Origin of the sequence: Paracoccus sp. R12_2 (genome assembly GCF_017744015.1) — a bacterium.
In the GTDB taxonomy this organism is placed as follows: Bacteria; Pseudomonadota; Alphaproteobacteria; order Rhodobacterales; family Rhodobacteraceae; genus Paracoccus.
Genome location: NZ_JAGHRA010000008.1, coordinates 83,166 through 95,153 on the forward strand (window position 1 = coordinate 83,166; position 11,988 = coordinate 95,153).

An 11,988-nucleotide genomic window follows, 5' to 3' on the forward strand; every position below is an offset into this window, starting at 1 on the left:
TGTCTTCTCCTTACGCTGCGGCGGTTTCTTCGATCAGGGCGTTGGCCGATGGCACGTCGCCGGGATCGGCGCCCTGCGCGCGCATCTGTTTCTGGATCGCCGTCACATCGACGTCCCGCAGCGCGCAATCGGCCTGCAGCGCCTTGGCAACGGCGACGCCCGCAGCCTCGCCCTGGGCCATGCAGGGGGGAATCTCGCGCGATTGCTTTTGCGCCTCGCTTTCGACCGAATAGTGACGGCCCGCGACGATCAGGTTGTCGATGCCTTTTGGCAGCAGCGCACGATAGGGCGTGTAGTAGTCGCGACCCCGGCAGACCGAGTCCGCGAAATGGCGGCGTTTCTTCACGTCGTCCTTGGTGACGATGTATTCACCCTGCAGCAGCCGCGTCTGACGAATGCCCATCTGCTCGGCCGCCCCCAGCATCCTGGCGTTCTCGAAGCCCGGCAGATTGGCGCGGGCAAAGTCCAGCAGCGCCATCATGCGGCGGCGGCCTTCGAATTCGGCCTCGACCATGTGTTCGGGCGACATCCCGTCATAGCCCGGCATGTGCGGGCAGTTGCACCATACAACACCCGGCAGCGGGGTTTTCAGCCACCACATGCCCCAGGCCCCGCCGATGACGCGGCGGGCCTGCCGGTCCAGCGCCTTGTATGCCTCGGGGTTCTGGTATTCGAAGGCCTCGGCCTTGGCGGTATCGACATCCATCAGCCGGAAGACGGTGGTGACGATGAACTGTCCCGTGACGAACGAGGCCCCGGCAGAGGACGCGACGTCCAGATCACCCGATGCGTCGATGACCATACGCGCCCGGATCGCCTGTCGGCCCAGCTTGGTCTGCACGATCACGCCCGTGACCCGGCTGCCCTCGACCAGCGCCTCCGAGAACCAGCTATGTGTGCGCAGCTCGATCTTTGCTTCCTGGACCAGATCCAGGCTGACGCGCTTCCACGCATCTGGATCGAAGGCGACGGCATGGATGATCGGTTGCGGCATGCCCTGTTTGTGAAAGTCGATGCATCCCCAGCGCGACCATTTCTGCCACATTTCCCAGTTCGTCAGGCAGTCTTCGGGGGGCGGAAAGACGGCACCGTCCTGACGCTGCATCCGGTCCACGAATTCGCTGACGATGCCGGTCGTGACGATCTCGGTGCCGTCATTGACCATGTCGTCCAGCACCAGAACCATCCCGCCCGAGGCCATGCCGCCCAGATGGTGATAGCGTTCGACCAGCGTCACCCGCGCGCCGTTCCGTGCGGCCGAAACGGCGGCCGACAGGCCCGCGGGTCCCGCCCCGATCACCACCACATCGGTGTCCGACACGACGGGAACCTGTTCTGCGCGGCTGTCGATGAAATCCTTGTTGCGTTCGGTCATTGGACAAACTCCTCCTGTCACGCCGCGGCGGGTCCATGCCTGCGACGTCGATTTCTCTTTTTCTTGAAGGCCTTTAGGCTACCAGCGAACGATCCGGCGTTCGGCCAGCGAGACCAGCGTGAACATCAGGACCGACAGGCCCGAAGACATCAGAACGGTCGCGTAAAGCAGCGGCGAATTGAAGTTGAAGGTCGCATCGATGATCAGCGCCCCCAGTCCCAGATCCGCGCCGACCCATTCGCCGACGATGGCGCCGATGACCGAGGTCGTCGCCGAAATCTTCAGCGCCGAGAACAGGAATGGCAGCGACGATGGCAGGCGCATCTTCCAGAACACCTCGGATTTCGATGCCGACAGGATCCGCGCCAGTTCCAGCGTCTGCGGGCTGACCGATTGCAGGCCCCGCACCATGTTGACCAGTGTCGGGAAGAAGCAGATCAGGGCCGCGATCACGACCTTCGCGGTCATGCCCGGTCCGAAGATCAGCACCAGGATCGGGGCGATCGCCAGGATCGGGATCGTGTTCACGAAGACCGCGATGGGAAAGAACGCGCGTTCGACATTGCGGGAATGAACGAAGGCAACGGCGATCAGGATCGCGGCCAGGTTGCCGACCGCGAAGCCGGCCACGCTTTCGATGAAGGTGGGCCAGAAATTCTGCATCAGCAGCGGGAATTTCTCGACGAAGGTCGCGGCGACGTCCGAGGGGGCAGGCGCGATATAGGTCGGAACCCCGAACCCTTTCACGCCCAGTTGCCACAAGGCGACAAGACCCGCCGCCGTCGCCAGCGGCACGACCGCTGACATCAGCTTCTGTTTCCGGGCGGCATTGCGAGCCTGGATTTCGGGATCGACGATGTCGATTGTCTCGGCGACAGCCATCAGCAGGTCTCCAGAAGTTCGCGAAGATAGCCGCAGTAGCGGTTGAATTCGGGGGTGTCGCGCAGCTTCATCTGGCGCGGTTCGGGCAGGTCGATATCGACGATCTCGCGCAGGCGGCCGGGATTGGCGCGCAGCATGATGACCTTCTGCCCAAGGAATACGGCCTCGGAAATCGAATGCGTGACGAACAGGATGGTCGTGCCGGTCTCGCGCCATATATCCAGCAACTGAAGGTTCAGCCGGTCGCGCGTCATCTCGTCCAGCGCGCCGAAAGGCTCATCCATCAGCAACAGTTTCGGCTGGCACAGCAGCGCCCTTGCGATCGCGACGCGCTGACGCATGCCGCCCGACAATTCATGGGGCAGCGCGTTTTCGCGCCCCTTCAGGCCGACCAGTTCCAGCAATTCCCGCGGGCTGCGCGGACCGACAGGGATCTCGACATTCCGCTTGCGTCCGATCTCTAGCGGCAATTCGACATTCTTCAGCGCCGATCGCCAGGGCAGCAGCGCCGCATCCTGGAAGACGAAGGCGAATTCGCGGGCCAGACGCGCCTGTTCGGTCGTCTTCCCGAATATCGACACATCGCCGCCCGCCGCAGGGATCAGGTCCGAGACCAGCCGCAGCATCGTCGACTTGCCGCAGCCGGAGGGTCCGAGAATGGTGTAGAAGGCACCGGCCTCGATCTGCAGGTCAAGCTCTTCGATGGCGGTGTAGGTGCCAAAGCGGACCGTGGCGGCCTTCAGCGCGGCGGCCGGGATTTCGGCGGGCAGCGCGTCGATCGGCTGCCCTGTCAGCGTGGCTTTCGATTCCATCATGCCCATCACCCGTAGACCGGCCGCGATGCGGCGATTTCATCCAGCACCGACAGCGTCATGATGTCGTCGACCTGCGGCGCCCCGCCTTCGAACTGGCCCAGTCGGTCATAGATGCCGATCTGGTCCTGCCAGTTCTCGCGCGTCATGGTGCCCCAGCCGTTCTGGCGTGTGTTCTCGTCGAAGCTGTATTTGACGACGGCGTCCACGGCTGCCAATTCGGATTCACGGTCCAGATTGGGATAGCGCGCGACAAGGATATCGACCGCTTCCTGGGGGTTGTCATGCACCCAGCCCCAGCCGCGCGCGATGGCCCGCAGCATGCCGCGAACCTGGTCCGGCTGATCGGTCAGCGCACTGTCGTTGACGTAATAGGGATTGGCATAAAGCCTGATCCCGGCGTCCCACAGGCTCATGTCGACCCGATCCGGTCCCAGGACCGACAGCGCGCCGACATTGGTTTTCCAGCCTGTCACGACATCGGCCTGTCCGGTCAGCAGGGGCGACATGTCGGCCCCCATCACCAGCACCTCGACCTGATCTTCGGGAATGTCATTGGCCGCCAGCAATGCCTGCAACAGGATCCTGGCGGTCCCGTTGGTCGCAACGGTCTTGCCGATCAGGTCTTTCGGCTCGCGCACCGGGTTCTTCTCAAGCGAGAAATAGGTGAACGGATGCTGCTGATATCCGGCGGCGATGCACTTGATGGGCAATCCCTGCGATCTTGCCAGCATCAGCGACGGGCTGGAACTGATCGAACCGATCTGTGCCCGGCCCGACGCGACCGAGGCCACGCCATCCACGTTCGGACCGCCGGCCACGACCTCCAGTGACAGCCCTTCTTCCGCGAAATATCCATTCGCGTCGGCGGCCAGTTCACCCAGGATACCGTTCCCGGCCAGCCAGCCAAGCTGCAGCTTCACGGTATGGGTATCGGCGGCCCAAGCTTTTTCGATACCGATATGGGTCCCGGCGAGGGCGGCCCCAAAGGCCGTCATGCCTTTCAACAGACCGCGGCGGTCAAGCGTCATCTTCTCTTGCGTCATTCGCGTCTCTCCTGTCGGTGGGAAAGCGGCCCTTGTTTCGACCTTGTTGAAATGACTTTACCGTTGCGCGGGCGGTGCAGGTAGGAGAAAGTTCTGCCAACGGTGGTGCGGAAAACGCACCACCCCCCTTTTGTCCCTGGGCAGGCAGCCGCATGCATTCGAGTTTTCTCAGGTATTTCGACGAGGTTGCCCGACAGCGGTCGATCCGCAAGGCGGCGCAGCTGCTCAACGTGTCTTCCACATCCGTCAACCGCAAGATCATCAGCGTCGAACAAAGGCTGGGTGTTTCCATATTCGACCGCACGCCAGAGGGGGTCGAGCTGACGGCCGTGGGCACCATCCTTCTGGAACACTGTCGCACCGTGCTGCATGATTTCGAACGGACGAAAATCCTGATCGACGACATGCGTGACCTGCGGACGGGCCATATCAACATCCACACCATCGATTCCATGACGATGGGCTGCCTGCCGCGCGCGATGAACGAATTCGGAAAGGTTTATCCGGACATCTCGATCTCGGTGACCACCTCGCAGCCCGAGGACGCGGTACATGCGGTGGCCAGCGGCACCGCCGAGGTCGGTGTCGCCTTCACCTTTTCGGATCAGCCGGGCGTCCGGCTGCTGTCCGAGAAGTCGGCACCCTTCGGCGTCATTCTGCGTCCCGACCACCCGCTGGCTGGCCGGACCAGTGTGACGATCGAAGATATCGCGACCTACAGGCTTGTCCGCACGATCGACGCGCGGGGCGGCAATTCGATCATCGATCACGCGATCACGACGCTGGTCACGCCCTTGTCGACCCACATCTTCACGAACACACTGTCGCTTGCGAAGCTGATGATCCTCAGCGGGCACGGCATCGGTCTTTATACCAAGATCGGGTTCTACGACGACATCGAAAGTGGCCAGCTGCGCTTCATTCCCCTGATCCAGGAGATGCTTGCGAACATCCGCGTCGGGATCTTCGTGTCGGCCACAAGCTCTATCGATCCCGCGAAACGCCTGATGTGCGACGCGCTGGCCCGCGAGATGGCAGGCATGCGCCTGGATTCCTGATCCATCCAGGCGCGGGCCTGCGGCGGTTCGGATGCTGAAGGCAGGGCATCCGAACCCGCGCGGTCTAGAGGACCGAGATCATCCCGCCGTCGACGAAGATCAACTGACCGCTGACATAGTTCGAGGCATCCGAGGCCAGATAGATCGCCGTGCCGATCAGTTCATCCGGGCGGCCCCAGCGGCCAGCCGGGGTGCGACCCTTGACCCAGGCATCGAAATCGGGGTTCGAGGTCAGCGCCTCATTCATCTCGGTCAGCATGTAGCCCGGCCCGATGGCATTGGCCTGAATGCCGTGCGGTGTCCATTCGGCGGCCATGCCCTTGGTCAGCAGCCGGATTCCGCCCTTGGCGACGGTGTAGGGAATGACCGTCGCGCGGGCCAGTTCGCTGGTCAGCGACCCGATATTGATGACCTTGCCGCGGCCGCGCGGGATCATCCGTTTCGCCGCCTCGCGACCCAGCAGGAAGGCGCTGGTCAGGTTGGTGTCGATCACCCGTTGCCAGTCGGCCAGCGACAGTTCGACCATCGGCTGACGATGCTGGATGCCGGCATTGTTCACCAGAACGTCGATCTCGATCCCTTCGGCGTCCAGATCGCGGAACACGGCTTCGACGGCCTTTTCGTCGGTGACGTCAAAGGCTGCGGCGCGCACGGTCATGCCCGCATCGCGCATCTCTTGGGCGGCGGCCTCGGTCTTTTCCGGGTCGCGGCCATTGATGACCAGTGCGGCGCCTGCGGCGGCAAAGCCTTCGGCAATGGCGCGGCCCAGCCCGCGGGTCGAGCCGGTGACAAGGGCGGTGCGGCCGGTCAGGTCGAACAGATTTCTTGTGGTCATGCTTTCAACTCCGATTTGCGGACGGTCAGGTCGCTGCGTTCAAAGACGGCAGGCAGCAGGTCGGTCCCCAGGCCCGGCCCCTGCATCGGCAGGGCGTGGCCGTCGCGGATCACCGGCAATTCGGTGACCAGTTCGCGATACCAGCCGTCATAGAAGGCGCGCACAGATTCCTGGATCAGCGTGTTGGGCTGGCTGAACGAGGCGTGGATGGCGGCCACGAACCCGACAGGTCCGGTGCAGTCATGCGGCGCGAAGGGGCGGTGATATGTGTCGGCCAGCGCGGCGATCTTGCGACCCTCGGTCAGTCCGCCGGTCCAGCACAGATCGACCATCGCGACATGCAGCGCGCCCCGGTCCAGCATGTCCTTGTAGGGAAAGCGCGATCCCAGCGTCTCGCTGGCGCAGACCCAGACATCGGTCGAGGCGGCATACTCCTCCAACGCCTGCGGGCTGTTCATGCGGATCGGGTCTTCGTACCAGAAGGGCTGATAGGGCTCCAACGCGCGGGCGATCTGCTTGGCGGCGGGCAGGTTCCACAGCGAATGGAACTCGACCATGATATCCATCTTGTCGCCGACGCGCTTGCGGATCTTCTCGAACGGCTCCAGCGCGGTGCGCATCTGTTCGGCGGTGATGAACATGCCGCGGTTTTCCTGCGCCGGCGGATCGAAGGGCCAGATCTTCATCGCAGTGATGCCGCTTTCCAGCAGGTTCTCGGCCAGCGCGCCGGCATCGGTCATGAAGGCGTTCAGATCCTCGTAGGGGCCTTCGGCGCTGCCAAGGTTCCAGGTGTCGACCGGGCGGATATTGTTGCTGCGGACATAGCCATAGCCGGCACAGGTGTTGTAGATCCGCAGCCGGTCGCAGTTCAGCCCGCCCAGCAGGTTGTGGACAGGCTGGCCGGTGATCTTGCCGAACAGGTCCCACAGCGCGATGTCGATGGCCGAGGCCGCGCGGTATTCCACCCCGGTCGAACTTTGCGCCATCGGCAGGTCGACCATCGCGCGGTTCAGGGCCTCGATCCGGGTCGGGTCCTTGCCCAGCAGCCGCACGGCCAGGGTATTGTGGATATGCGCCTCGACCGCCTCGGCACCGTAGAATGTCTCGCCCAGGCCGATGCTGCCTTCGTCAGTATGCAGTCTGACCCACAGCACATTCGAGAATTCCTCGGTGCGCAGCGTCTCTATCGCCGTGATCTTCACCCTGTGTCCTCCGCTCGGATCGCCAACGAATCGCGTTGACTTTATAGATATGCTGTGAAATATCAGGAAACATCAATAGGAGAGACTTGATGGGGCTTCAAGGCAAAACATCGGAACGACTGAAGGGGCAGGAAGCCCCTGACAGTGCCGATGCCGCGCTGATGCCGCCATCGGGAGACCTGACCAGCGCCGCCTATGAGCGGATCGAGGAGTTGTTCGTATCCCTGCGACTTGCCCCCGGGTCGACGTTGCGGACGCAGGATCTGCAGGGGTTGACGGGGCTGGGCCGGACACCTGTCCATCAGGCGGTCAGGCGACTTGCGGCCGAGACTTTGCTGGATGTGCAGCCGCGAAACGGCCTGCGCGTATCGCCGATCGATCTGACGCGCGAACGCAGGCTTGCCGATCTGCGCCGGGACATGGACCGTTTCGTGGTCGCGGCAGTCATATCGGAGATGGAGGGGAACGAACGCGCCCGTCTTTATCACATCATGCGCCGGCTTGAAGAGCAGCAGCCGACGATCACGCTGGACCAGTTCAACGTTCTGGACAAGGCCTTCGACCGGCTGATGATCGAGGCTTCGCGCGAACGTTTTCTGGAACGCAGCCTGCGTCCATTGAAGGCGCTGGGGCGGCGCGCGGGCTTTCTGGACATCAGCAAGGTCAGCGGACAGCAGGGGCTGGAGGAAACGGTCGAGAACCATCTGGCAATCATGCGCGCCGTGCTTGCGGGCGACGTGGCGCTGGCGCGGACCATGTCGGACCGGCTGGTCGAATTCGGACTGGTCATGCTGGATCGGCTGGAACGCAATATCGATCCGGCGCTGCTGGATATAAGCTTCGGTCTCGACGAGGGTCCGAGAGGACGGGCGTCCTAGCCCGAATGGGGTGCAGCGGCCATCCGCCACGCCAGACAAATCCAGAAACATCTGAAGTACAGGGAGGACTAAGATGAAACTGATCCATGCGGCCACGATGGCCCTTATCCTGACGGCCAGCGGTGTCGCTGCCCAGGAATACAGCTTCAAGTTCCAGTCGTCGGATCCGGCTGGCAACCCGAACTACGAGTTCCAGAAAGGCTGGACCGAGCTGGTTGCCGAGCGGTCGGACGGCAAGATCCAGATCGAGATGCTGCCCGTGGGCTCGGTCGTCGAATACAACGAAACGCTGGACGCCGTCGCCGCAGGTATCCTGGACGGTCAGATCTGCGACAGTTCCTACTGGGCCGGGAAGGACCCGGCTTTCGGCCTGATCTCGAACCCGGTCGGGGCCTGGTCCGATCCCGAACAGATGATCGATTTCGTCGAGAATGGCGGCGGCAAGGAGATCATGCAGGAACTGCTTGGCAGCTATGGCCTGCACTTCATCGGCGTCTCGACGCCCGGGCTTGAGGCTTTCGTGTCGCGCGTGCCGCTTGAGGGCGTTGACGACCTGAAGGGCGTCAAGGTCCGCACGCCCGAAGGGCCGATCGCCAACGTGTTCGCGGCGGCCGGTGCCTCGCCGGTGAACCTGCCGTCATCCGAGGTCTATACGTCGCTGGACAAGGGCGTCGTTGATGCGGCCGATTATTCGGTCTTCTCGGTGAACCAGCAACAGGGCCTGAACGAGACCGCGCCGCATCCGGTCTATCCCGGCTTCCATTCGCTGCCGCTGGTCGAAGTGTCGATGAACAAGGCGAAGTGGGACGCGCTGCCCGACGATATGAAGACGCTGCTGGAAGATACGGTAAAGGAATTCCAGCAGACCCAGCTGCAAGGCAACCGTGACGCCGACGAAAAGGCGCTGGCAGAGGCCGAGGCCGATCCCAACATCACGGTTCACAACTGGTCCGACGAAGAGCGAGCCAAGTTCCGTAAGCTGGGCACCGAGGAATGGCAGAAGATTGCCGGTCAATCGCCGATGGCGCAGCAGGTCTATGACACCCTGATCGCCTATCTGAACGACAAGGGCATGTTGGAATAAGCCTGTTCAGGGCCGCCCCGATTTCGCGGGGCGGCCTTTTCATTCCGGGGAACGCCCATGACCGAAGATCATCAACAGATCGACATTGCCGCGATCGGCACGCCCACCAGCCACATCCCGCCTGAATCCGGGCTGATGGGGCGAATGGTGGATCGCATCTCCTATGTCTTTGCCGCCGGTATCGTCATCTCGGCCGCCGTGCTTCTGTACGAGGTGTTCATGCGCTATCTGCTGAACAGCCCGACGATCTGGGCGCATGAGACGACGGTCTTCCTGTGCGGCCTGGCGTTCACCTTTGGCGGGCTGTACTGCACCAGCCGCAACAGCCATATCCGGGTCGTGCTGATCTATGACGTCCTGCCCGCGGGCGCGCGCAGGATCTTCGACATCGTGATTTCCGTGATCTCTGCGGTCGCCTCGGGCTTCTTCGCCTATGCCGCATGGCACATGGTCACGCGCGCCGTCTGGGCGCCGTCGGGCGACATTCGCCTGGAAACGACCGGCAGCGCCTGGAGCCCGCCGACACCCGCACTGATCAAGATCTTCATCTTCGTGATCATGATCCTGCTGGTCGTGCAGTTCCTGATCCTTGCCGTGAACTACGCCCGCCGGGCCAAAGGATAACCAACGATGATCGAGCTTGGATTCAATCTGCAGTCCCTGGGCATCGAATGGGGCACGGCGGTCATGTTCGGCATGCTGGTCGTGCTGCTTCTGACCGGGATGCCGCTTGCCTTCGTGACGCTGCTGGTCGCGCTGATCTTCGCGCTGGGGTGGTTCGGCCCGATGTCGATCCCGCTGATCACCAGCCGGGTCTATTCCTTCGTGATGAACTTCGTGTTCGTATCGGTTCCGATGTTCGTGCTGATGGCAGCGATCCTGGACCGATCCGGGATCGCACGCGACCTGTTCGACGCCATGAAGCTGTTCGCCGGGCGGGTCCGGGGCAGTGTCGCCATCCAGACGGTCTTCGTGTCGGTCATCCTTGCAGCCATGTCGGGCATCATCGGCGGCGAGATCGTGCTGCTGGGCCTGCTGGCGCTGCCACAGATGCTGCGGCTTGGCTACGATCGCAGCCTTGCCATCGGCGTCGTCTGTGCCGGCGGCTCTCTGGGCACCATGATTCCGCCGTCGATCGTGCTGATCATTTATGGGCTGACGGCCAACGTCTCGATCGGCGACCTGTTCACGGCGTCGTTCCTGCCGGGCTTCATGCTGGCCATGTTCTATTGTGCCTATATCCTGGCGCGCGCCTATCTGACGCCGGGTGCGGTGCCGGACGTTGATCCGACGCCGGTCCCGCGCGAGGAAAAGATGCGGCTGCTGAAGGGGCTGGCGCTGCCGATCCTTGTGGTCGTGATGGTGCTGGGGTCGATCTATGGCGGCATCGCATCGGTGACCGAGGCCTCGGCCATCGGTGTCGGCGGGGTGGTGCTGTCCACGATCCTGCGCGGCGAATTCACCTATGCACTGCTGAGAGACGCGGCCATTCAGACACTGGCGACGGTCGGCATGATCGTCTGGATCGGCATCGGCGCGACTGCAATCGTCGGCGTCTACAACCTCATGGGCGGCGTCGATTTCGTGTCGAACCTCATCACCGGAATTTCGGACAATCCGACGGTGATCGTGCTGGTGATGATGGGCATCCTGTTCATCCTGGGCGCCTTTCTCGACTGGGTCGGGATCGCGCTTCTGACAATGCCGATCTTTGTGCCGATCATCACCGATCTGGGCATGGACCCGGTCTGGTTCGGCGTTCTGTTCTGCATGAACATGCAGGTCAGCTTCCTGTCGCCGCCATTCGGCCCCGCAGCCTTCTACCTGAAATCGGTCGCCCCGCCCGATATTTCGCTGGGAATGATCTTCCGGTCCCTGTTGCCCTTCATCGCGCTTCAGATATTGGCAGTATCGCTGCTGATCGCGTTTCCGGGCATTACCGGGCGCTGAACGAGACCAGAGGAGAAACCAAGGATGGGCGCCGCTGAACCCAGGACCGTCCCCGCCGGGCTGTGCGTGATGGTCATGGGGCCAAGCGGAGTCGGCAAGTCGACATTCGCCCGCGCGCTGGCCGATCGGATCGGGGCCGTGTTCATCGAAGGGGACGACTATCATCCGGCTGAAAACCAGGCCGCGATGAGCGCGGGCCGCGCCCTGACCGACGAGATGCGGATGCCATGGCTTTCGGCCCTGTCGACCGCGGTCAAGGCGTCCTGCGCGGCCCGGCCGACCGTGTTCACCTGTTCCGCGCTCAAGCGCAGCTACCGTGATTTCCTGCGCGAAAGGATCGGCCCGCTGCGGCTGATCATGCTGGAGGCACCGCCAGACCTGATCCGCAAACGCATGTCGGAACGGCAGCATTTCATGCCGCCCGCGCTGCTGGATTCGCAGATCAGCACGTTGCAGCCACCCTTGCCGCACGAGCGCGCGATCTGTCTGGATATGAGCGATCAGCTTGAAGATGTGACCGAAAGGGCGATGGCCGCATTGTTGCAGGCAAAAGCCTGAGAAGAAGTTCTCTGGCGCGAACGCTGCTCGACCGACCAACCGAATAAACGCAGCTTGCAAGGACCATCCCAGCCTGCTGTGCATTCCGGAACGCGGGGTGTGGTCGCCCAAGGAATATCCCCGCACCGAGATCAATCTGCGCGCGGGATCGACACCGTGACTTTCAGACCTGTCCGCGCATTGATCATGTTCATCGTTTCTCCCGCGTCCAGGGTATCCGAGACGATGGCAAGTCCGATGCCCTGACCATCGGAACTGTCCAGCCGTTCCGGGCATGACAGCCTCGTTTCCCGTCGCATGAACTGCGG

General features: G+C 62.8%; 13 protein-coding genes. 6 read left to right on the forward strand and 7 right to left on the reverse strand.

The window, feature by feature from the left end:
- Positions 1-10 precede the first annotated feature (10 nt).
- From J7359_RS11260 to J7359_RS11275, 4 genes are all read right to left on the reverse strand, one after another.
- Positions 11-1,375, reverse strand: coding sequence for an FAD-dependent oxidoreductase (locus J7359_RS11260; protein ID WP_209056742.1), 1,365 nt, complete (start codon positions 1,373-1,375; stop codon positions 11-13).
- Between the two features lie 78 nt (positions 1,376-1,453).
- Complete coding sequence (locus J7359_RS11265) at positions 1,454-2,257, reverse strand: ABC transporter permease (protein ID WP_209056743.1); 804 nt, start codon at positions 2,255-2,257, stop codon at positions 1,454-1,456.
- Complete coding sequence (locus J7359_RS11270) at positions 2,257-3,072, reverse strand: ABC transporter ATP-binding protein (RefSeq protein WP_247740345.1); 816 nt, start codon at positions 3,070-3,072, stop codon at positions 2,257-2,259. Before J7359_RS11270 ends, J7359_RS11265 begins: the two co-directional genes overlap by 1 nt.
- 5 nt (positions 3,073-3,077) lie before the next feature.
- Positions 3,078-4,115, reverse strand: a complete 1,038-nt coding sequence (locus J7359_RS11275; RefSeq protein WP_209056744.1) for an ABC transporter substrate-binding protein — start codon at positions 4,113-4,115, stop codon at positions 3,078-3,080.
- A gap of 152 nt (positions 4,116-4,267) precedes the next feature.
- Between J7359_RS11275 and J7359_RS11280 the strand changes: the two genes are divergently transcribed.
- A complete protein-coding gene (locus tag J7359_RS11280) occupies positions 4,268-5,173 on the forward strand; it encodes a LysR family transcriptional regulator (protein WP_209056745.1) in 906 nt (301 codons plus the stop codon).
- Between the two features lie 64 nt (positions 5,174-5,237).
- On the opposite strand, the gene J7359_RS11285 is transcribed toward J7359_RS11280, so the two are convergent.
- Complete coding sequence (locus J7359_RS11285; RefSeq protein WP_209056746.1) at positions 5,238-6,008, reverse strand: SDR family oxidoreductase; 771 nt, start codon at positions 6,006-6,008, stop codon at positions 5,238-5,240.
- Positions 6,005-7,210, reverse strand: coding sequence for a mandelate racemase/muconate lactonizing enzyme family protein (locus J7359_RS11290; protein WP_209056747.1), 1,206 nt, complete (start codon positions 7,208-7,210; stop codon positions 6,005-6,007). Before J7359_RS11290 ends, J7359_RS11285 begins: the two co-directional genes overlap by 4 nt.
- 89 nt (positions 7,211-7,299) lie before the next feature.
- On the opposite strand from J7359_RS11290, the gene J7359_RS11295 reads away from it, so the two are divergent.
- The 5 genes from J7359_RS11295 to J7359_RS11315 all read left to right on the forward strand — a co-directional run bounded on the left by J7359_RS11295 (position 7,300) and on the right by J7359_RS11315 (position 11,680).
- A complete protein-coding gene (locus J7359_RS11295) occupies positions 7,300-8,088 on the forward strand; it encodes a GntR family transcriptional regulator (RefSeq protein WP_247740346.1) in 789 nt (262 codons plus the stop codon).
- Between the two features lie 73 nt (positions 8,089-8,161).
- Positions 8,162-9,172, forward strand: coding sequence for a TRAP transporter substrate-binding protein (locus J7359_RS11300; RefSeq protein WP_209056748.1), 1,011 nt, complete (start codon positions 8,162-8,164; stop codon positions 9,170-9,172).
- A gap of 57 nt (positions 9,173-9,229) precedes the next feature.
- Positions 9,230-9,796, forward strand: a complete 567-nt coding sequence (locus tag J7359_RS11305; RefSeq protein ID WP_209056749.1) for a TRAP transporter small permease — start codon at positions 9,230-9,232, stop codon at positions 9,794-9,796.
- Between the two features lie 6 nt (positions 9,797-9,802).
- Positions 9,803-11,122, forward strand: coding sequence for a TRAP transporter large permease subunit (locus J7359_RS11310; protein WP_209056750.1), 1,320 nt, complete (start codon positions 9,803-9,805; stop codon positions 11,120-11,122).
- A gap of 24 nt (positions 11,123-11,146) precedes the next feature.
- The gene (locus J7359_RS11315; protein WP_209056751.1) at positions 11,147-11,680 is read left to right on the forward strand and encodes a gluconokinase; all 534 of its coding nucleotides are present in this window, start codon (positions 11,147-11,149) and stop codon (positions 11,678-11,680) included.
- Between the two features lie 131 nt (positions 11,681-11,811).
- On the opposite strand, the gene J7359_RS11320 is transcribed toward J7359_RS11315, so the two are convergent.
- On the reverse strand, positions 11,812-11,979 hold the full coding sequence (locus J7359_RS11320) for a hypothetical protein (protein WP_209056752.1): 168 nt from the start codon (positions 11,977-11,979) through the stop codon (positions 11,812-11,814).
- Positions 11,980-11,988: the final 9 nt, after the last annotated feature.

Bases quoted from the DNA above. Each gene is read 5' to 3' on its own strand.
- J7359_RS11300 (WP_209056748.1), top strand. From the start codon at position 8,162: ATGAAACTGATCCATGCGGCCACGATGGCCCTTATCCTGACGGCCAGC.
- J7359_RS11275 (WP_209056744.1), bottom strand. From the start codon at position 4,115: ATGACGCAAGAGAAGATGACGCTTGACCGCCGCGGTCTGTTGAAAGGC.
- J7359_RS11280 (WP_209056745.1), top strand. From the start codon at position 4,268: ATGCATTCGAGTTTTCTCAGGTATTTCGACGAGGTTGCCCGACAGCGG.
- J7359_RS11295 (WP_247740346.1), top strand. From the start codon at position 7,300: ATGGGGCTTCAAGGCAAAACATCGGAACGACTGAAGGGGCAGGAAGCC.
- J7359_RS11305 (WP_209056749.1), top strand. From the start codon at position 9,230: ATGACCGAAGATCATCAACAGATCGACATTGCCGCGATCGGCACGCCC.
- J7359_RS11320 (WP_209056752.1), bottom strand. From the start codon at position 11,979: ATGCGACGGGAAACGAGGCTGTCATGCCCGGAACGGCTGGACAGTTCC.
- J7359_RS11315 (WP_209056751.1), top strand. From the start codon at position 11,147: ATGGGCGCCGCTGAACCCAGGACCGTCCCCGCCGGGCTGTGCGTGATG.
- J7359_RS11265 (WP_209056743.1), bottom strand. From the start codon at position 2,257: ATGGCTGTCGCCGAGACAATCGACATCGTCGATCCCGAAATCCAGGCT.
- J7359_RS11310 (WP_209056750.1), top strand. From the start codon at position 9,803: ATGATCGAGCTTGGATTCAATCTGCAGTCCCTGGGCATCGAATGGGGC.
- J7359_RS11260 (WP_209056742.1), bottom strand. From the start codon at position 1,375: ATGACCGAACGCAACAAGGATTTCATCGACAGCCGCGCAGAACAGGTT.
- J7359_RS11270 (WP_247740345.1), bottom strand. From the start codon at position 3,072: ATGATGGAATCGAAAGCCACGCTGACAGGGCAGCCGATCGACGCGCTG.
- J7359_RS11285 (WP_209056746.1), bottom strand. From the start codon at position 6,008: ATGACCACAAGAAATCTGTTCGACCTGACCGGCCGCACCGCCCTTGTC.